The organism is Chloroflexota bacterium, assembly GCA_014360825.1.
Lineage (GTDB): Bacteria > Chloroflexota > Anaerolineae > UBA2200 > JACIWT01 > JACIWT01.
Genome location: JACIWT010000005.1, coordinates 138572 through 159590 on the forward strand (window position 1 = coordinate 138572; position 21019 = coordinate 159590).

19 protein-coding genes are annotated in these 21019 nt (G+C 60.3%); all 19 read left to right on the forward strand.

What is annotated here, in order from left to right; translation table 11 throughout:
* Positions 1-7 precede the first annotated feature (7 nt).
* Positions 8-3094: a TIGR03663 family protein gene (locus H5T64_05100; protein ID MBC7263720.1), complete on the forward strand. Its 3087-nt coding sequence runs from the start codon at positions 8-10 to the stop codon at positions 3092-3094.
* A 116-nt stretch (positions 3095-3210) separates the two neighbouring features.
* A complete protein-coding gene (locus H5T64_05105; protein ID MBC7263721.1) occupies positions 3211-4140 on the forward strand; it encodes a formylglycine-generating enzyme family protein in 930 nt (309 codons plus the stop codon).
* 46 nt (positions 4141-4186) lie between these two features.
* Positions 4187-4525 (forward strand): type II toxin-antitoxin system HicB family antitoxin, encoded by a 339-nt coding sequence (locus H5T64_05110; GenBank protein MBC7263722.1) that lies wholly within the window; start codon positions 4187-4189, stop codon positions 4523-4525.
* A gap of 198 nt (positions 4526-4723) precedes the next feature.
* Positions 4724-6064 carry a carbohydrate ABC transporter substrate-binding protein gene (locus tag H5T64_05115; protein MBC7263723.1) on the forward strand — a complete coding sequence of 447 codons (1341 nt, stop codon included), beginning with the start codon at positions 4724-4726 and terminating at the stop codon, positions 6062-6064.
* Between the two features lie 70 nt (positions 6065-6134).
* Entirely contained in the window at positions 6135-7124 is a 990-nt protein-coding gene (locus H5T64_05120; GenBank protein MBC7263724.1) for a sugar ABC transporter permease, read from the forward strand.
* 23 nt (positions 7125-7147) lie between these two features.
* On the forward strand, positions 7148-8026 hold the full coding sequence (locus H5T64_05125; GenBank protein ID MBC7263725.1) for a carbohydrate ABC transporter permease: 879 nt from the start codon (positions 7148-7150) through the stop codon (positions 8024-8026).
* Positions 8027-8281: 255 nt separating this feature from the next.
* Positions 8282-9463, forward strand: a complete 1182-nt coding sequence (gene sucC / locus H5T64_05130) for an ADP-forming succinate--CoA ligase subunit beta (protein MBC7263726.1) — start codon at positions 8282-8284, stop codon at positions 9461-9463.
* Positions 9460-10323 carry a succinate--CoA ligase subunit alpha gene (sucD, locus tag H5T64_05135; GenBank protein ID MBC7263727.1) on the forward strand — a complete coding sequence of 288 codons (864 nt, stop codon included), beginning with the start codon at positions 9460-9462 and terminating at the stop codon, positions 10321-10323. Before sucC ends, sucD begins: the two co-directional genes overlap by 4 nt.
* A gap of 120 nt (positions 10324-10443) precedes the next feature.
* Positions 10444-10725, forward strand: a complete 282-nt coding sequence (locus tag H5T64_05140) for a 4Fe-4S binding protein (protein MBC7263728.1) — start codon at positions 10444-10446, stop codon at positions 10723-10725.
* Positions 10722-11891, forward strand: coding sequence for a 2-oxoacid:acceptor oxidoreductase subunit alpha (locus H5T64_05145; protein MBC7263729.1), 1170 nt, complete (start codon positions 10722-10724; stop codon positions 11889-11891). Before H5T64_05140 ends, H5T64_05145 begins: the two co-directional genes overlap by 4 nt.
* A 123-nt stretch (positions 11892-12014) precedes the next feature.
* Entirely contained in the window at positions 12015-12446 is a 432-nt protein-coding gene (locus H5T64_05150) for a GNAT family N-acetyltransferase (GenBank protein MBC7263730.1), read from the forward strand.
* Between the two features lie 132 nt (positions 12447-12578).
* Positions 12579-13436 (forward strand): 2-oxoacid:ferredoxin oxidoreductase subunit beta, encoded by an 858-nt coding sequence (locus H5T64_05155; protein ID MBC7263731.1) that lies wholly within the window; start codon positions 12579-12581, stop codon positions 13434-13436.
* A 10-nt stretch (positions 13437-13446) separates the two neighbouring features.
* Complete coding sequence (locus H5T64_05160) at positions 13447-13590, forward strand: GxxExxY protein (protein ID MBC7263732.1); 144 nt, start codon at positions 13447-13449, stop codon at positions 13588-13590.
* 66 nt (positions 13591-13656) lie between these two features.
* Positions 13657-14229 carry a 2-oxoacid:acceptor oxidoreductase family protein gene (locus H5T64_05165; GenBank protein ID MBC7263733.1) on the forward strand — a complete coding sequence of 191 codons (573 nt, stop codon included), beginning with the start codon at positions 13657-13659 and terminating at the stop codon, positions 14227-14229.
* A gap of 19 nt (positions 14230-14248) precedes the next feature.
* Complete coding sequence (locus tag H5T64_05170; protein MBC7263734.1) at positions 14249-14791, forward strand: transposase; 543 nt, start codon at positions 14249-14251, stop codon at positions 14789-14791.
* A complete protein-coding gene (locus tag H5T64_05175) occupies positions 14791-17922 on the forward strand; it encodes an FAD-dependent oxidoreductase (protein MBC7263735.1) in 3132 nt (1043 codons plus the stop codon). Before H5T64_05170 ends, H5T64_05175 begins: the two co-directional genes overlap by 1 nt.
* A complete protein-coding gene (locus H5T64_05180; protein ID MBC7263736.1) occupies positions 17919-18308 on the forward strand; it encodes a hydrogenase iron-sulfur subunit in 390 nt (129 codons plus the stop codon). The genes H5T64_05175 and H5T64_05180 overlap by 4 nt, the downstream gene beginning before the upstream one ends.
* Positions 18305-19441 (forward strand): (Fe-S)-binding protein, encoded by a 1137-nt coding sequence (locus tag H5T64_05185; GenBank protein ID MBC7263737.1) that lies wholly within the window; start codon positions 18305-18307, stop codon positions 19439-19441. Before H5T64_05180 ends, H5T64_05185 begins: the two co-directional genes overlap by 4 nt.
* Positions 19438-21019 (forward strand): CoB--CoM heterodisulfide reductase iron-sulfur subunit A family protein (locus tag H5T64_05190; protein ID MBC7263738.1); only part of this gene is annotated, 1582 nt, incomplete at its 3' end. The genes H5T64_05185 and H5T64_05190, both read left to right, overlap by 4 nt.

The window sequence follows — 21019 nt, forward strand, 5'->3', positions numbered from 1 at the left end:
GGACTCTATGCAAGGAGAAATCGGAAAAGAGACCACGACGCTTCAGAGATCTTTATGGGAGGTGGTGCGGCTGGATTGGTGGCGCATCGCCCTCGTCATCATCCTCCTCGTCGGGATAGCGACCCGGCTCTGGGACCTGGGAGGCCGCTCCTACGACCACGACGAGAGCATCCACGCCTGGGAATCGTGGAAACTGGCCACAGGCCAGGGCTACATCCACAATCCCATCTACCACGGCCCCTTTGGTTATCACTTCACCGCCCTGCTCTTCCTCATCTTCGGTATCACTGACTTCACGGGGCGGTTGGGGGCAGGCGTTTTCAGCATCGCGCTCTTGTTCATTCCCCTCCTGTTCCGCAAACAATTGGGGCGGATGGGCACGCTGGTGGCCTGCGCGCTGCTGGTCATTTCGCCGGTCCTGATGCACCGTGGGCGTTTCTTCCGTCACGACCCCTTTTTGCTCGTATTCGGGCTATTGCTCATCTACGCTATTTTTCAGTACCTGGACAAGCCGCGCGATAAGTATATCTATCTGGCGGCCGCCTCGTTCGCACTGGCCTTTTGCAGCAAAGAAGTGGTGTTCATCTACGGTCTGATTATCGGCTCGTTCTTAGGACTACTGTTGTTGTACCGCTGGTCCAGAGCCCGCGGTCGTTCGCTCGTCAGTTTCCCCGAATTCGATATGGCGCTCTTGCTCTTCACCCTGGTGTTGCCCTCACTTTCCCCGTTCGCCATGAAAGTGCTGGGGATTGACCCCATGCAACATGATTGGGCCCAAATCATGAACCTGCAGAGTGGAGCCTGGCGACCTGTCCTATTGAACCTGCTCGTTTTCCTGGCCTTTGTGGTGGCCTCGGCGGTAATCGGAATCTGGTGGAAACGTCGTCAGTGGCTGGCCTCAGCAGGCATCTACTGGGGCATTTGCATCACTCTCTTTACCACCATGTTCACAAACGGACAGGGGATTGCCACGGGGATGATCGGCTCGTTGGCTTACTGGCTGTCGCAACAGCCCGTGCAGCGGGGCGGGCAACCCTGGTTCTATTACCTCCTCCTCATGCCTCTCTACGAGTTCCTGCCCATGCTCTTCGCCACGATCGGCACTTTCGCCTACGCGGTCAATGCCACCCGCGGCCGACAAGAGAGCGAGATGGAGCCGAAACGACGCCTCCGAGCACCCGTGGAGGAAAGTGCACTTGGCGGTGGCACGATAGCCTTTGTGCCCTTCCTCATCTACTGGACGTGGATGAGCGTGGCGCTATTCAGTTGGGCCGGTGAGAAGATGCCCTGGCTGATGCAGCACTTGAGCGTGCCATTCATCTTCCTGGCGGCCTGGTACATCGGGCGGGTGCTGGAGAATACCGACTGGCAGGCGATGCGAGAGAGGGGAGGGCTTATCTTCACCGCGCTCCTCCCGCTCGCTATATTCACATTTGTTATCCTCCTCGTGGCGCGGCCCTTCCGCGGGACCAGCCTGATGGAACTCGGCGAGACCTCACGCTGGCTGCTGGCGCTATTGATCTTCGTGGGTACGGCCTATGTGCTCTACCTCATAGGCCGCCGCCTGGGGCGCGCGAATGTATTTCGCGGCGCTTTCATCGTAACCTTGGTGCTCTTGGGCTTGTGCACCATGCGTTTCGCCTGGATGGCATCTTTCAAGAATGCCAATTATGCCACTGAGTTCCTCGTCTATGCCGCGGCCACGCCCGATACGCGCCGGGTGATGGACGAATTGGAGGATATGCAAGCACGGCTTCAACTGGGCGAGAACTTGAAGGTGGCCTACGATGACGAGTCCAGTTGGCCCTTCGTCTGGTACCTCCGCGATTACAAGAACGCCCAGTTCTTCGGCAAGCAGCCGGCTGGCCCTCTGGATGCGGATGTGGTCATTGTCGGGCCAGGCAACGAACCCGGAGTGAAACCCTACCTGGGCGACAACTACCTGCGCCGTGACTATCGCCTCATCTGGTGGCCGATTGAGGACTACAAGGGCCTCACCCTCAGGAAGATCATCGAGTATGCCCGAGACCCGGCCAAGCGCCAGAGTGCCTGGAATATCATCTGGAACCGGAAGTACGAGACTCCGGTGAGTTCTTGGACGTATGTGCATACCTTTGCTATGTACGTGCGCAAGGACTTGGCCGTGCGCCTGTGGGACTATGGGCCGGAAGTGGCCACCGGCGAGATCAAACTGCCCGGCGAAGAGTACGACCAGAAGTGGGTGAGTATTGCGGCGGCCAGGGTCATTGGCTCACCTGGCTCGGCACCGGGACAACTCATGTATCCGAAGGGCTTGGACATCGGTCCCGACGGCAATATCTACGTCGCCGACAGCCAGAACCACCGCGTGCAGGTGTTCAAGCCGAACGGCGAGTTCGTGCGCGTGATCGGCCAAGGACAGGGCAACGCCCCGGGGCAATTCCAGGAGCCATGGGGCCTGGCGGTGGATGATGAAGGTTACGTGTATGTGGCCGATACATGGAATCACCGCATCCAAGTGTTCGATGCGGATGGGAAATTCGTGCGCCAGTGGGGCGTGTTCGGCGATATGACCAGTTCGGGAGGTATCGTCTTCTATGGCCCGCGCGACATCGTCATCGGCAAAGATGGCAACCTGTATGTGAGCGACACGGGCAACAAACGGGTGTTGAAGTTCGACCGGAAGGGCAATTCATTAGGCCAGTTCGGTGGCGCGGGCGCGCTCAGTGGCCAGTTCCAGGAGCCGGTAGGTCTGGCGGTGGACACGGATGGTAACTTCTATGTGGCCGATACTTGGAACCAGCGCATCCAGAAATTCGACCAGAACTTCGCTTATCTGACCGAGTGGTCCGTCTACGGCTGGGAAAGCCAGTCGGTGGTCAACAAGCCTTATCTTGCCACCGACCCGGAGGGGAACGTGTGCTGCACTATCCCCGAGAGCCATCGTATCGCCCGCTTTAGCCCGACAGGGCAACTGTTGACCGTCTGGGGCCAGTACGGGGCCGATGCTACATCGCTGAACATGCCGACAGGCATCGCCATAGACGCTGTGGGGAACATCTACGTCTCGGATTCGGAGAACCATCGCCTGATGGTGTTCAGCGCAATGAAATAGCGCGATTTGCAGAAAATCTGGGATAGCAATATTGCTTTTTGTGGCGAATAGTGCTATAATTTAGATGAGTGAAAATTCAATCGAGTTGGTCAGAGTCCACTCAAGGAGAGAGGGCTATGAGACGAGCGCTGTGGCTCTCATTGGTTGCCTTCTTGTTGTTGACCGCGGGCTGCGGAGGGGCTCCCGTTCCTACTCCTACAGCCGGGCCAAGGCCTGTGGCCTCGGAAACACCCCCACCTGTCGTCGTGCCCACTTTGATGGAAGTGCTCCCCACACCCACACCACTCCCACCTCCGCCGACGCCCACATTCGCCACACTCCCCACCGCCACACCAGCAGCGGGCCTCACCCCTGCGCCCACCAGTGGGATCGCCGAGGCCCCTATGATCGCCATACCCGCTGGGGAATTCATCATGGGCAATGACGCCGGAGACGATGATGAAAAGCCAGCCCACAAGGTCTTCGTGGACGCCTTTGAGATAGACCAGTTCGAAGTAACCAACGAGCAATTCCAAGCCTTTGTGGAACAGACCGGTTACGTGACGGAGGCGGAGAAGGCAGGTGAGAGCCATACTTGGCGCACTTTTGCCGAGGGGAAGCCCAGACATCCGGTGGTCATGGTTACCTGGAACGACGCTGTGGCTTATTGCCAGTGGTGTGGCAAGCGATTGCCCACGGAAGCAGAATGGGAGAAAGCGGCGCGGGGTACCGAGGGGTTCATTTATCCGTGGGGCAACGAATGGGCTTTGGACAAGGCCAACACGGAGGAATCAGGCTATCGCGGCACCACCATCGTGGGCAGTTTCCCGGCTGGAGCCAGCCCTTATGGGGTGATGGATATGGCGGGCAATGTCGCCGAGTGGACGAGCGATTGGTATGACGCCTATCCTGGCAGCACCTTTACGTCGGCGTATTTCGGGAAGAAGTACCGGGTGATCCGGGGCGGGGGATGGTTCAGCGACTCACATCTGGTGCGCACCACTGAGCGGAGTTGTAGCACTGTGGATCTGCGCAATGATGATGTGGGGTTCCGCTGCGCTCGGTAGATTGTCCAGTGCGCCGTTCGTCCATGAATGAATGCGAGGTAATCGTATGAGACTATTGCGCTATAAAATCTTACTTAGAAAAGAACCCGAGGGTGGTTATACAGCAATAGTTCCTTCTCTTCCGGGCTGTGTCACCTATGGTGACACGGTAGAAGAGGCCAAAGAGATGGCAAAACAGGCTATCGAATTATACATAGAGAGTTTAAAGGAGCATGGTGAGGAAATACCAACGGAGGAAGAGACTTTAGAATATACCCTGACAGTAGAACCGTATCGTTCCGAAGCGACAATGAACTGCCTGAGAGAGTGGGAAGAAAGGGGGGATGACTATCGCGCGATGAGTTTGTCGGACATTGGCAAAGGAGGGTTTTCGGTTAATTTTTAACCACAAGGAGGAGGAAAAATGTCTAAGAGGACGATCACCTGTCTGTTCCTGGTGCTCGCCGTGCTCTTGCTGGGCACGACGGTGGCGAGCGCCGCGCCTTCGCCACAGGCAGAGGTAACCTATACCGTCAAACTGGGTGACAACCTGTGGACGTTGGCGAAGAAGTACCTGGGCAGTGGCACCGCCTGGCCAGCCATCATGGCGACCACAAACCAGAAGAACATCGAAGACCCGACTTTCGCTTACATCACCAACGCTGACCTGATCCATCCCGGCTGGAAGTTGCTGATCCCCAGCGCGGAGGCAGCCACAGCCTTCCTGGCCACCTATGATCCGGGCAAACCCGAGTTGCTGTTCGGCAAGCGGGCTAAGGGCCAGTTGGTTGTCGGCTCCTGGTGGACGGCGGGCGGTGAGGCCGAGGGCCTGGCCGGGATGTTCCGCATCTACAAGCAGAAATACCCCGATGTCGAAATCGTGAACGCCACTGTGGCCGGAGGGGCGGGCTCGGTCTTCAAAGGTGTGCTGAAGACCCGTCTGATCGGTGGTGATCCACCCGATACATTCCAGCTCCACGCTGGTCTGGAGGTCGAAGGCTACAGCCCGGAGAAGTACCTGCAACCATTGGATGACATCTATGCTTCTGAGGGCTTGGAGAAAGTCTTCCCGAAAGACCTGCTCACCCTGCTCAAGTACAAGGATCACTACTGGGGAGTCCCGGTCAACATCCACCGCTCCAATGTGCTATGGTACAACAAGTCCCTCTTTGCGCAGGCTGGCGTGACGCCACCGACCACCTTCGATGAGTTCTTTGCGGTGTGCGAAGCGCTGAAGGCCAAGGGCATCCAGCCATTCGTCATAGGCACCAGTGGTGGCTGGGAGGCTCCGCACGTCTTTGAGGACGTTTTGGCTGGCACGCTGGGGGCCGAGAAGTACCGTGGCTTGTGGACCGGCGCGACCCCGTGGACGGACCCGGGCGTAACTCAAGCGCTGGAGTACTTCAAGCGCATGATGAGCTATGCCAATGCTGATCACCCAGCCCTCGACTGGGCCGCAGCCGCCCAGTACATCGTGGACGGCAAAGGCGCTATGTTCATCATGGGCGACTGGACCAACGGGTACTTCACCTCCAAGGCGTTTACCGATTACGGCTGGGCGCCGCCGCCAGGCACCAAGGGCATCTTCGTGGCTTTGTCGGACTCCTTCGCTCTGCCCGCCAAGGCCCCGAACCTGGAGAACGCCCGCAACTGGCTAAAGGTCTGTGGCTCGCTGGAGGGCCAGGAAGCCTTCAACCCGCAGAAGGGCTCCATCTGCGCCCGCACTGACTGCAATCCTGCCCTGTTCAATGAGTACTTGCAGTCGGCCATGAAGGACTGGGCTACAGATGCTATTGTGCCCAGTGTGATGCACGGGGCGGCAGCCTACGAGTCCTGGGTCGCTGACTTCAAGGATGCCATCGCCTTGTTCATCACCACGGGCGATGTGGCCAGCACGCAGGCGGCCCTGCAGGCGGCGTGCGTGGAGGCTGGCATCTGCAAGTAGGCCTTCACTCATTCAGGCGAGGCAGTCCGAACATAAGGGGCTGCCTCGCCCCTTGTCTTGGAGGAAATGGATGCGACAGTTGAACTGGGAACGGGTTGTGTCGGTCTTGTTGCTTGCCCCCTCGGCGATCGCGATCGCCATTTTCGTGTATGGTTTCATCGGCTTCACTGGCTTTGTCTCGCTGACCAAATGGAACCAGCTCTTGCCCGATTTCACGCTGGTTGGTTTGGATAATTACCGGGGGTTATTCGCACACCCACGCTTTCAAATTGATTTACGCAACACCGTCGTATTCACAGTGCTTTTCCTGACGTTGTGTTTGGCCATCGGTTTTCTGTTGGCTGTGCTGCTCGATCAGCGCATCCGGGGCGAGGGATTTTTCCGCAGCGTTTATCTATTCCCAATGGCCATTTCCTTTATTGTCACCGGTGTGGTCTGGCGCTGGCTGCTCAACCCGGGCACCGCGGAGGGTGGTGTTACTGGGGTCAACCTGTTGTTCGAACACATGGGCTTGGGGTTCCTCAAGTCGGGTTGGTTCACCGATCCCACCGTCCTGTACATACATCCTGAGTCGGGTATTGGACAATTGTTGCACCGAGTGGGATTGGGCGTGTTCACACGCCCGAACTTCGGCATACCGGTGGCGATGATTTCCGTGGTGATTGCTGCCACCTGGCAGATGTCCGGATACACTATGGCCCTGTATCTGGCTGGCTTGCGCAGCATCCCTGATGAGCTGCGCGAGGCAGCGCGGGTGGATGGTGCCTCCGAGTTGCAGATCCTACAGCATATCATCCTGCCGCTACTGAAGCCGATCACCCTCAGCGCAGTCATCATCCTGGGGCATATCTCCCTCAAGATCTACGACCTGGTGGTAGCGATGACGGGGCCTGGCATCGGTTTTTCCACCGACGTGCCGGCCTATTTCATGTGGGAGACAACCTTCGAGGGCAACCGTTTCGCCCGCGGAGCCTCGATAGCCACCATCCTGCTGGTGATGGTGGCAGTTCTCATTGTCCCGTACTTGGTGTCCAGCACCCGCAGGGAGGCCCAGATATGAACGCAGAGATCATCGAACCGCGTATGGGTATGAGGCCGAGGCTGCGCTGGTCACGGGTGCTGATCTACCTTGCCCTGACGGTCTTCGCCGTGTTCTATCTGATGCCGGTGTACGTTCTGCTGATCACCGGTATGAAGAGCTTCGCCGAGGTAAGCCTGTCTCGCATGTGGGCTCTCCCATCCGGCTTGCATTTCGACAGTTTTGTCAAAGCCTGGACGGGGGGTATCGCGGCCGAAGGGTATGGCGAACTAGCCACGTTTGGTGGATTGGGCAAGAATTTCATGAACAGCGTGTATCTCGCCGTGCCAGCCACGCTGATTTCTTCTATGCTCGGTTCCATCAACGGCTATGTGCTGTCCAAATGGAGATTCCGTGGTTCCGAGGTGCTGTTCCCACTGCTTCTCTTCGGGATGTTCATTCCCTATCAGAGCGTTCTCATCCCACTGATGCAGACGCTAAGCCGAATGGGACTCTACGGTTCCATCCCCGGCCTGATCTTCGTTCACGTGGTATATGGCATCCCCATTACCACCCTGATTTTCCGCAACTACTATGCATCGGTGCCAACGGAGTTGGTCGAGGCGGCTCGCATAGATGGGGCAAATATCTTCAGCATTTACCGGCACGTCTTGTTCCCATTGTCTGCACCTGGTTTCGTGGTGGTGGTGATCTGGCAGTTCACCTCCATCTGGAATGACTTCCTGTTCGCGGTTACTGTGATTGGCAACCCCGAAGTGCAGCCCATTACCGTGGCCCTGAACAACCTGGCCGGGAGCCTCATTGTCGAATGGAACGTGCAGATGGCCGGGGCACTGCTGGCGGCACTGCCCACTCTGTTGGTATACATCTTCCTGGGTCGCTATTTCATGAGCGGCCTTATGGCTGGCTCTCTGAGAGGGTAAACCACCCTCACCATCAGCACACTACACTGATATCGGGGGAGGCACTTCCTACATTGTCGAGGATATATCCCTGGGTCACAGGCGACCCCTTTCATCCCCACGATTTCCTCAGCCGAGGTCTTCTCATCAGACCTGGTTTTATTATCCCATCTCTCCGCTTGCTGCCAGAGGCGTCATCTGACGCTGGATTGGAATCCCCAGACCCTTTTGTCCATACGGGAGGTTGCCTTTCCCATCTAACTGCTCTAAAATAACGTGCGGGAGGAAAACAGGTTGAAAATACACGAGTATCAGGCCAAGCGCATCTTCGAACGGTACGGTATACCTATCCCCAAAGGACAGGTGGCCACCACGCCCGGCGAAGCCTGGCGCATCGCCAAGGAACTGGGGGAACCGGTGGCAGTCAAGGCCCAGGTATTGGCTGGTGGGCGGGGCAAGGCAGGTGGCGTGAGGATCGCCCGAGACGCCGACGAGGCCGAGCAGTTAGCCAAGAGCATCCTGGGCATGGAAATTGGGGGCCTGTCGGTGAAGCGGGTGCTGGTAGATGAGGCAGTGGACATCGCCAGGGAAATCTACCTGGGTTTGGTGATTGACCGGGGGGCCAGGCGCGTGGTGATGATGGCCTCTGGCGAGGGCGGCATCGAGATCGAAGAGATCGCCCGCCGCTGGCCGGAGAAGATCATCACCCAGCCAATTGATCCCTTCATCGGCTTGCGCGACTACCAAATCCGGGCCACGGCCAAGGGCATCGGTTTGAGTGCAGAGCATCTGAGCGCCTTTTCCACAACCGCCCAGGGGCTCTACAACGCTTTCGTGGACAGCGATGCCTCGCTGGCAGAAATCAACCCGCTGGTAGTCACCGCGGACAACAAACTCATTGCTCTGGATGCCAAGATGGTGTTGGATGACAATGCCCTCTTCCGCCACCGCTATCTGGCCGATATGCGCGATGTGGATGAGGAAAACCCCGCCGAGCGTGCTGCCCGGGTGGAGGGCCTCAGTTACGTGAAATTGGACGGCGAGGTCGGCTGTATGGTCAACGGAGCGGGACTAGCCATGGCCACGATGGACATGACCAGGCTCTATGGTGGTTCCCCGGCCAATTTTCTGGACATCGGCGGCGGGGCTCGCGCCGAGAAAGTGAAGGCAGCGCTGAGGATCATTCTCTCAGACCCCAATGTGAAGTCGGTGCTATTCAACATTTTCGGGGGCATCACCCGCTGCGACGAGGTCGCGCGGGGCATCGTGGAGGCGTTGCGCGAATTGGAGACAGGTAGCCAACCCATGCCCACCGTGCCTATGGTAGCGCGGTTGGTGGGCACCAACGAGGCCGAGGCCCGCCAAATACTGGCGGAGGCGAATCTGATCACTGCGACCACCCTGGCCGAAGCAGCGGAGAAGGCGGTCAAGGCAGCGCGAGGGGAGTTGGTGGTATGAGCATCCTGGTGGATAAAGACACGCGACTGATTGTGCAGGGCATCACCGGGCGCGAGGGCGAATTTCACACCCGGCAGATGATCGAGTATGGCACCAATGTGGTGGCAGGCGTCACGCCGGGGAAGGGCGGAGCGACCGTCGTCGGTGTGCCCGTGTTCGATACGGTGAACGAGGCCGTCGCCGCGACGGGCGCAAACGCCTCGATCGTGTACGTCCCCGCCCGCTTCGCTCCCGATGCCATCTACGAGGCCGCCGATGCAGGCTTGGATTTGGTGGTCTGTATCACCGAGGGCATCCCCACCTTGGATATGATCCGGGTGTGCCGCTACCTGGAAGAAAGGAGAACCAGGCTCGTTGGCCCGAACTGTCCGGGCGTCATCACCCCCGGACAGTGTAAGGTGGGCATCATGCCGGGTCACATCCATATGCCGGGCCGCGTGGGTCTGGTCTCGCGCAGCGGCACCCTCACCTACGAAGTGGTCTGGGCTCTCACCCAGAAGGGTCTGGGCCAATCCACCTGTGTGGGCATCGGCGGCGACCCGGTCATCGGCAGCAATTTCGTGGATATTCTGGCCCTCTTCGAGGCCGACCCGGATACCGATGCTGTGGTCCTGATCGGCGAAATCGGTGGCACCGATGAGGAACGGGCCGCCGAATACATCGGCCAGGTAATGACCAAGCCGGTGGTAGCGTTCATCGCCGGTCAAACCGCCCCGCCCGGCAAGCGTATGGGCCACGCCGGAGCGATCATTGACGGTGGCATGGGCACGGCGGAGAGCAAAATCAAAGCCCTTTCGGAGGCAGGAGTGCGAGTGGCCAAGCACCCTCTGGAAATCACCGAACTGGTCGCCGCGCTGTGAGCGCATCGCATAGAGACAGTACCGTGGGAGCCGTCTCCAGACGGCGATACGGCGATCGCAATCAGGAGATTGCTCCCACAGCGTGGATGTGGGGCAACGAAGGGCAGAGCGGAGGCATAGGTGGCAGCACGATACTGGCGGAAGCCATTAGACCTGGGCCAGATCAAAGCGCCGCACGGGCGCGTTTATATCATTGCTGAGCGTTGCAAGGGCTGCGAGTTCTGCGTGCGCTTTTGCCCGCGCCAGGTCCTGGAAATGTCAGACCAATCGAACTCCAAAGGCTATCACGTACCGCGGGTGGTGAACGGGGACCGGTGTCTGAGTTGCGGCCTATGCGAGATGCTGTGCCCCGAATTCGCCATCTACCGTGTGGAAGAGGAGGGGGTGGTGGAAGCGCTATGAGCGCGCGCGGCATACTCAGCGGGGAATTTTTCCTGAATGGCGATGAGGCCTGCGCCGAAGGGGCGATCTGCGCCGGCTGTCGCTTTTTCGCCGGATACCCTATTACTCCCGCCACCGAAGTTGCCGAACGCATGGCCGAGCGCCTGCCGGAGGTGGGGGGCATCTACATCCAGATGGAAGATGAGATGGCCTCGATGAACGCCATCTTAGGGGCCTCATGGGGTGGGGTGAAGGCTATGACCAGCACTTCTGGCCCGGGCTTCAGCCTGATGATGGAGAACCTGGGCCTGGGCATCATGACCGAGACGCCCTGCGTGGTGGTCAACATCCAGCGCGGTGGCCCCTCCACAGGCCTGCCCACCCTGGTTGGTCAGGGCGATATGATGCAGGCCCGCTGGGGCTCCCATGGCCCCTATGAAATCATCGCCCTCTCCCCCAGTTCGCCCCAGGAACTCTTCGACCTCACCATCCGAGCCTTTAATCTCTCGGAGAAATACCGTACGCCGGTGCTGGTGATGTCCGATGAGGCGGTGGGCCACATGACAGAGAAGGTGATCATCCCCCCGTTGGAGGAGATCCAGGTTTACCCCCGCCGCTTGGCGAAGGTGCCGCCCAGTGAATACCTCCCTTACCGGCCTGACCCCGATGGTGTGCCACCGATGGTCAATGCCGGTGATGGCTACCGCATCCACGTCACTGGCCTGACCCACGACGAGCGGGGCTACCCAGAGGTGGATGCGGAGACGCAGGATTGGCTGGTGCGCCACTTGGTGGACAAGATTCGCCGTAACCGCGCCGACATCATCCAGTACGTCGAGGAAGATACCGAGGGTGCGGATGTGGTGGTTGTCGGATATGGGATCTCGGCAAGGACGGCGCTGTGGCCCATCGAACTGGCGCGGAAGGAAGGCATCCGCGTGGGTCTGCTCAAACTGGTGACGGTGTGGCCCTTCGCCGAAGAGAAAATACGCGAGTTGGCAGCCCATGTGAGTGCCTTCGTCATCCCAGAGATCAACATGGGCCAGATCGCGCTCGAGGTCGAGCGCTGCGCGGCGGGCAAAGCGGCAACCATTCTCGTGCCTCACGCGGGCGGCAGCATCCATGAGCCAGAACCCATCCTCGATGCCATCCGCCGCGGGGCGAGAACTGCACCGCCGAGGCGCTAAGTACGAATTGCACCGCCGAGGCGCTGAAGGTGCAGAGACAGGGATGAATTAGGAAACGTAGGACAAATTGCCAATTTGTCCTACGGCTTTGCCTCAGTTTTCATTCGGTATGAGAGGAGTCAGATGGAGGGTCTCAGGATTCGATTGGCCACCCGAGAGGATGCGGAGGCAATAGCCGACCTGGCGACACAACTATGGTATCCATCGCAGGCAGAGGATATCCGCCGGCGGTGGGGAAGCCTGTCCCCGACGAGAGAACGTGTCTATGTGGCTGTGGCGGATGGAGCGGTAGTTGGATTCGTCCATGTGGCACTGGAATCAACGCTCTTGGTGGACCGCGTCGCTGACCTGCGAGCGTTGGTGGTGAGCGAACGCTGGCGGGGGAGAGGCATCGGGCGAGAATTGATGGATGTCGCAGAGGGGTGGGCGCGGAAGGCCGGATGCTCCACCATCTGGGTGCGGACGAATATCAAGCGAGTCCAGGCTCATGCCTTTTACGAGCATCTCGGATATCGTCGGCTGAAGACCTCCTTCGTACTGACCAAAGAGTTGTGACCGGGCGAGAAAAGGAATCCTCTGTGCTCTCCGATCCTCTGCGGTGAAGGAAGTTCTGATGAGAGAACGGTAAAAGGAGTTCCCTTGAACAGTACACTTCGCGATGAGGTGGCGGTGATTGAGCAGCATCCGATGGACACACTCTTGCGCCAGGACCGCCTGCCCCATATCTGGTGTCCGGGCTGTGGTTTGGGCACCATGCTTGGCTGTTTCATCAGTGCACTGAGCAAGTCGAGGCTCGACCTGGATAAGGTGGCCGTTGTATCGGGCATAGGCTGTACCGGGCGGGCGGCGGGTTATTTGCGCCTCGATTCTTTCCACACCACCCACGGCCGGGCGATCCCCTTCGCCACCGGGCTGGCACTGGCCAACCCGGCCCTCAAGGTGGTGGTGATTTCCGGCGATGGTGACCTGATCGCCATCGGCGGCAATCATTTCATCCACGCTGCCCGGCGTAACGTCAACATGACTGTCATCTGCGTGAACAATTTCAACTACGGTATGACTGGCGGCCAGGTGGGGCCCACTACCCCGGTGGAGGCTATCACTTCCACCTCCCCCTACGGTAACTACGAGCATCCGTTCAACATCCCGTACCTGGCAGCGGCGAGCGGCGCGGTGTATGTAGCCCGCTGGACAACCCTGCACGTCCGCCGGCTGGAGCGCTCCATCGGCGAGGCGCTGGCAAAGGATGGCTTCAGTGTGGTGGAGGTCATCGCCCCGTGTCCGACCCAGTATGGCCGAGCCAACAGGCTGGGCACTGGGCTGGACGAGTTGATCTACTATCGCGAGCACAGCATCATCCAGCACGGCGCAGACCCGCGCGATGCGGACATCAAACTGGGCGGGGATTTCATCGTCGGCGTCTTCCTGAACATCGAGAAGCCGACTTTTGTCCAATGCCGCGAGCGTGTGCTAAGGGAGAAAGTCTCTTTGGCTTCACATAGCGTTGCGTCTAACCACCAAGACACGAAGGCACCAAGGAGATGAGTAGATTGTAATGATGCACGCGGTGGAAACGATAAATCCGGTATTCTTGGCTCAACTCCTGACTCAGTTGAAATTGACTGGAAAGCGACTTGGCTTTCTGATCAACTTCAACGTGCCATTGATCAAACATGGCATCAAGCGAGTGATTTTGTGATCTTCGTGTCTTTGTGCCTTTGTGGTAGATGAAGACGTGATAAACAAGCGCAAGTAGCACAGCGAAATGCCGAGGTGGGGCGTGAAACGCGAGGAGATCCGGCTGAGTGGCTTCGGCGGGCAGGGCATCATCCTGGCCGGGCACATCATTGGCAAGGCGGTTACCATCTACGAGGGTCGGTACGCTACACTGACCCAGAGTTACGGCCCAGAGTCGCGGGGCGGGGCTTGCAGCGCCCAACTCATACTCGGCGACGAGCCTATCCTGTACCCGCGCCTGATCCAACCGCAAATCCTGGTGATGATGTCGCAGGAGGCCTATCACAAGTACCGCGACGAGATGGTGGACGGGGTTACAGTGCTCATTGATTCTGATCTGGTGCATACGGATGACCTGCCGCCGGGGGTACGGCTCTTGGGCATACCGGCGACCCGTTTCGCTGAGGAGTTGGGACGGCGTATCGTGTCCAATGTGGTGATGTTAGGCTTCTTCGCCGCGGTAACCGATGTGGTGTCGAAGGAGGCGCTATTGAGAGCCGTCCTGGACTCGGTGAAGAAGGGCACCGAGGACCTGAATACCCGCGCCTTCGAGCGGGGGTATGAATATGGCAGGGAATTGCTGGCGGGAGCAGCGACCTGAAGGCAGGGGAGAAACACCCATGCCCTACGACCCCCAGAAACATCATCGCCGTTCCATTCGTCTGCGCGATTACGATTATTCGCAGGCCGGGGCGTATTTCGTCACCCTGTGCACGCGCAACCGGGAATGTCTGTTTGGCGATGTGGTGGATGGGGAAATGCGGTTGAATGAATTCGGCGCCGCCGTAGAGGAATCGTGGAAATGGCTGGCGGAACAATATGAATACGTCGCATTGGACGAATGGGTGATCATGCCCAACCATGTGCACGGCATCATTTGGATTGTGGATGATCCCGGTAGGGGCAGTTCGCGAACTGCCCCTACGATGAAACGCAAACCGTTGGGTCGTTTGATCGGGGCGTTTAAGACGGTGTCCACCAAACGGATAAACGAAATGAATGGCACGCCCGGTGCGCCGGTTTGGCAGCGCAATTATTACGAACACGTCATCCGATCCGAGGCCGAATTGAACCGCATCCGCCGGTATATTGCCGCCAACCCATGGCAATGGCAATGGGACGGGAACAACCCGGTGCACATTGGGCGGAGACAAAGACATTGATGCAGGGGAAGACGAACGGGGCATTGGTGATCGGTGGCACCCGGGCTGGGGTGCGGGCGGCGTTGCGCCTGGCCCGCCTGGGCGTGCCCGTCACGCTCGTCGAGCGCGCGCCATTCCTGCAAACAGACGGCGCGACGCCAGACGAACGTGCCGACGCTTTGGCCCTCACCGCTCACCCGAACGCCGAGGTGCTGACCAACGCCGAAGTAACGCAGTTAGACCAGAGAGACGGGTTCTACCGCGTGACCCTGCATCTTCGCCCTCGTTACGTCCGGCTGGACCGTTGCACGGCGTGCGGCGATTGCCTGCCCGTCTGCCCGGTGACGGTCCCGGGAACCGACCACCGCGCGATCTATCGTCCCACTGCGGACGCTGTGCCCAGCATCCTCGCCATCGCCAAGGAGGGTCAGTCGCCATGCGCCAACGCCTGTCCCGGAGGCATCCACGTGCAGGGCTACGTCAATCTCATCGCCGAAGGGCGCTTCGCCGAAGCGTTGGCTCTCATCCGCGAAGCCATTCCCTTCCCGGGCATCTGCGGGCGGGTGTGCCATCACCCCTGTGAGGCCAACTGCCGCCGCACCGAGGTAGATTCAGCGATCTCCATCCGCGCTCTCAAGCGCTTCGTGGCCGATTGGGAGCGCATCGCGGCCGGCCACGACGAACAGGTCGAGTTGCCACCACCGACGGGTTACCGCGTGGCCGTCATCGGCGCCGGGCCGGCGGGTCTGACTGTGGCCGAACGCCTGGCCCGACTGGGCCATACAGTTACTGTCTTTGAGGCCCAGCCTGTGCCCGGCGGAATGCTCGCGGTGGGCATCCCCTCCTATCGCCTGCCGCGCCACATCATCCGCGAGGAAATCGCCCGCATCGAGCGACTGGGTGTAGAGATCCGCCTCAACACGCCCATCGGCCCCGGCTTGACCATAGACGACCTATTTGCCCAGGGCTATCACGCTGTCTTCATCGGCGTCGGCGCTCATTCCAGCCATCGCCTGAATATCCCCGGAGAAGATGCTGCCGGAGTGGTGCACGGCCTGCGACTTTTGCGAGCCATCGCGCTCTCTCCAGCGGGGGTATCGGAGCGCGTGGCCCCTACCAGGCGGAAGTGGGGGGCCGAATTGACGGCTCTCATCCCGAAGGGCCGGGCCACGAAGGCGGTGATCATCGGCGGCGGCAACACGGCGATGGACGTGGCTCGTTCGCTGATCCGCTTGGGCTTGCGGGAGGTGCGCGTCCTCTACCGCCGGTCTCGGGCAGAGATGCCCGCTATCCCCGAGGAGGTGGAGGAGGCCGAACACGAGGGCGTGCCCATCGATTTTCTGGTAGCGCCGACGCGCGTTTTGGCCGAAGACGGACGAGTGGTGGGACTGGAATGCGTGCGCATGGAATTGGGCGAGCCAGACGCAAGCGGCCGCCGTCGGCCGGTGCCTATCGCTGGGAGCGAGTTCACGTTGGACGCCGACTTGGTCATCCCGGCCATTGGTCAGTCGCCGGACCTCTCGTTCTTGGGCGAGGGTCACGGCATTGCTATCACACAAGAAGGCACAGTTGACGTGGATCGGGCGACCTGTATGACCAGCCGGCCCGGTGTGTTCGCCGCTGGTGACGCTATCACCCAGCCAGTTTCTGTGATCGATGCCATTGCCTCGGGGAAAGGGGCGGCTGCGGCGATAGACGCCTATCTGCGCGGCGAGGCCGTTGCCCCGGCTGTGAGGATGCCGGAGGTGCCTATCGCCCGACGGGAGTTGAGCGCTGAAGACCGCGTGTCCATCCCCCGCCACGCCGTGCCCACCATCCCTATGGCTAAGCGGGTGACAACCTACGCTGAGGTCGAACTGGGCTATGACCCCGAGACAGCAGTGGCCGAGGCCAATCGCTGCCTGCGCTGCGGACCCTGCTCCGAGTGCCTGGCCTGCGTCCGCGTCTGCCGGCCTGCTGCCATCGAGCACGATGCCCAGGAGATGTACCGCGAACTGGAGCCGACCGTGGTGATCGTGGCCGACGATGTAGGGGTGCACAGCCGTGCGCCCCTACAGGGCAATGGCCTCTATCAGATCGCTGACGACCCGCGGGCGGCCGATGCAGTCGTGGGTCTGGCACTGGCCAGGCTGGGGAGGTTTATTTCTACCCCGGCCCAGTCCCCGCCTATGAGGGGCGAACGGCTGGGTGTCTTCCTCTGCCAGTGTGGAGATGAGATCGCGGGCGTGGTGGACCTGGACGCGGTGAGCGCCTATGCCGCCGGTCTGCCTGGCGTGGCTCACGTGGAGATCCTACCATTTGCCTGCCACACGGAAGGGGCGGAGATCATCCGCCAGGTCCTCACGGAGAGAGTGGATCGGGCGGTGCTGGCAGCGTGCTCTTGCTGCGCCCTGGACCAGGTGTGCTACAGTTGCACATCGCAGCGACTGCGGTGTAAGGGCAACCTGGGCTCTTTTGGTCCCCTGGCCGGGAGATTAGAGTTCGTGAACGTGCGCGAGCAGTGCGCCTGGGTGCACCGGGAATCTGAGGAGGCCACTGCCAGCGCCAAGGCGATTGTGGCGGCTGCTGTGGCGCGGCTCAGGGGTCTGACTGTTCCGGTAGCCACGGGCACTTGGCCTTCACAAGAGGTCTTGATCGCGGGAGTGGGTCAGGCGGCGGATGTGTGTGCGCAGATATTGCGCGGGCGGGGCCTGGCTGTAAAGCGCATCGCCAAGTTATCGAGTCAGCCTAAGGCAACTCCCTACGGCGTGCGCGTGGGCGAGGTGATCTACGCCGCAGTAATTACCAGTGACGGAGAGCACGCGAATGGTCTGCCGCCGGTCTTCGTCCTAAATCCCACCGAATCGCCCGAGGTGGCTGGTGCGGCGACGGCGGTAGAGGTCCTGTCCCTGCTATCGGCTGCCCCAGTGTCGCCCGTGAGGGCAGTCGTAGATCCGGCGCGATGTCGGGCCTGTGGGACGTGCGCGCAAGTGTGTCCCTTCGCGGCCATTGCCCTGGGTGAAGACGAGAAGGGGAGATACCATGCCGTGGTGAACTCGTTGCTCTGCCAGGGGTGTGGGGTATGCGCGGCTTGGTGCCCATCGGGCGCAGTGAGCGCGGGATACATCTCGGATCGGCAATTGGAAGGGATGCTGAAGGCGGTTCTGAGTTGAAAGTCGCGGTGTTTATCTGCAATTGGGGAGCGTACAGCGCGTTGGAGGCAGCAGGGCGGGAGCGATTGAGCCTACCAGACGGTTTGCATTTCCTGAAGATGCCCTGCCTGGGGCGGCTTCATCCCGGCTTAGTGCTGCGCGCTTTCGAGTACGGAGCCGATGGGGTCCTGCTGGTTGGCTGCCCGGAAGGGGAATGCCACTATCGCACTGGCAGCGACCGAGCCACCGATTTCTTCGCCCAGATGCGTGCTCTGGCAAATCTGTTGGGCCTGGGCGAGTCGCGTTTGCGCTTCGTGCGCGTCGGTGTTGGGCAAGGGGTGGATCTCGCCAGCCAGGTGGAGGACTTTGTGGCCGGGCTGAAAGCGACGCTGGAGGTGGGGCAATGAACCGCGAGGCCGTGCAGAGGATCGTGCGGGCTTACAAAGCCTACCTTTGCCTGGAGTGCGGCAAGTGCACCTCGGTCTGCCCGGTGGCATGGCTGGATTCTGGGTTCTCGCCCCGGCTCACCGTGGAGCGAGTTTTGCTCGGACAGGGCGACGAGGTGGTGGCCGGCGATGCCATCTGGGCTTGCCTGACCTGTGGCCTGTGCAGCCACCGCTGCCCATCCGATGTGGGCTACGTGGACTTCATCCGCGAGTTGCGGGTGGGAGCGCGAGAGGAAGGGCGCGAGGGAGGTTGCACCCACGGGGGCGTCATGGAGGCCTTGAGCCACATCATGAGCGCAAACCTCCGCCAGAACCGCCTGGATTGGTTGGATGGGGCGCTGGAGACGGCAGAGCGGGGTCCGGTGCTGTATTTCACCGGCTGCCTGCCTTACTACGAGGTGCTTTTCTCGGATTTAGGAGCCGAGGGGGTGAACATCGCCAGAGCGGCGGTGCGGGTGCTGAATCGTCTGGGGGTGAGGCCGGTTCTCCTGCCTGATGAACGCTGCTGTGGCCACGACGCCTTGTGGACAGGCGATCCGCAGACCTTCCAGCGCCTTGCTCGACATAACATAGAGATGTTGAATGACAGTGGCGCGGAAGTGATCGTTACCACCTGCCCGGAGTGCTACCGTACGCTGGCCGTGGACTATCCGGCTCACGTAGCGCCGTTGCGGGCGAAGGTGATGCATCTTTCGGAGTTCGTTGCCCCGCGGCTGGGGGAGTTATCCCTCCGCCCATTGGACTTCACGGTTACCTATCAGGATCCCTGCCGCCTGGGGCGTTTCATGGGCGTCTATGATGCGCCGCGACAGGTGCTGAATGCGATGGGCGTGCGGCTGGTGGAGATGGCTCACAGTGGCCAGAGTGCCCTTTGCTGCGGCACCAGTGCTTGGATTCATTGCGGCGCGGTGTCGAAGGCTATGCAGGTCAACCGCCTGACCGAGGCACGAAACACCGGCGCAGACCTACTGGTGACGGCCTGCGTCAAATGCCAGATCCATTTTCGATGCGCCCTGGCCGACGAGGACGCGGCGGGCCTGAGGATGCCGGTGCGTGATCTGACGACGCTGTTGGCGGAGGCGTTAGGCGGATGAGAGGGGAGGTGTCTGTGAACTCTGAGGAGTTGAGGATCGGGGTCTTCGTCTGCGACTGCGGGCTGAACATCGCTGGCAGCGTAGACACCGAGGCGGTCAAAGACTATGCTGCCACGTTGCCCGATGTAGTGGTGGCCGTGCGCAACAAATACACTTGCGCTGACCCGGGTCAGAATGAGATCAAGCGCCACATTGTGGAGCACAATCTGAACCGGGTGGTGGTGGCCTCCTGTTCGCCACGCCTGCACGAGCCGACTTTTCGGGAGTGCGTCAGTGCCGTGGGATTGAACCCTTATCTGCTGGAGATGGCCAACATCCGCGAGCAGTGCTCCTGGGTGCACCTGTACGATCGTGAGGCGGCGACGGCTAAAGCCAAGGACATCGTGCGCATTGCGGTGGCCCGAGCGCGCTGGCTGCAGGCGCAACCCGAGGTCAAACTGCCCGTCACCGATGCCGTCCTAGTGATCGGTGGTGGAGTGGCGGGCATTCAGGCGGCTCTCGACCTAGCCGATGCCGGTCACCAGGTCTATCTGGTGGAGAGGGAGCCCTCTATCGGTGGGGTGATGGCTCAGTTGGATAAGACCTTCCCCACCATGGACTGTAGCATCTGAATCCTCGGGCCCAAGATGATGGATGCCGGTCGGCATCCGCGGATCAAACTCCTGGCCTACAGCGAGGTGGAGGAAGTCTCCGGCTATGTGGGCAATTTCCGCGCTCGCGTGCGCCGCAAAGCCCGCTATGTGAAGGAGAATGAGTGCACGGCCTGTGGCGATTGCGCCAAAGTGTGCCCGGTCGTGAGCGTAGATGAGTTTCAGACCGGCCTGTCTACGCGCCGCGCCATCTACATCCCCTTCCCCCAGGCGGTGCCGTCCGCCTATGTGATCAATATGCAGGAATGCCTGGGTTATAACCCCATCGCCTGCGGCAAATGTCTGGATGCCTGCGAGAAGAAATGCATTGACTTCGACATGCGCGATGAGATATTAGAATTGCAGGTCGGCGCCATCATCGTGGCCACAGGCATGGACACCTACGACCCCACTGAACTCGACGAGTACGGCTACACCCGCTACGAGAACGTCATCACCAGTCTGGAGTTCGAGCGGCTCATCTCCGCCGGTGGCCCGACGGGAGGGCATTTCGTGCGCCCCAAAGACCAGGTGCGCCCGCGACGCATCGGCTTCATCCAGTGCGTGGGCTCTCGCTCTGAGGTGCGCGGCAATCCCTACTGTTCTAATATCTGCTGCATGAACACGGTCAAAGACAGCCTTCTCCTCAAAGACCATTACCCGGACACCGAGATCACGGTCTTCTACCTGGATATTCGCGCTTTCGGCAAAGGCTTCGAGGACCTTTACCGCCGCAGCAAGGAGGCGGGTGTGCGCTACATCCGCGGCCTGCCCGGCGAGGTAACGGAGATCAACGGCTCTGGCGACCTGCGCCTGGTGGTGGAAAACACCACCACTGGCCGATTGGAGACGCACGAGTTCGACCTGGTGGTGCTCTCTATCGGGGCCATCCCGCGGCGTGACAGCGAGACGGTGCGCAAACTGCTCACCCTCTCGCGGGCCAGAGATG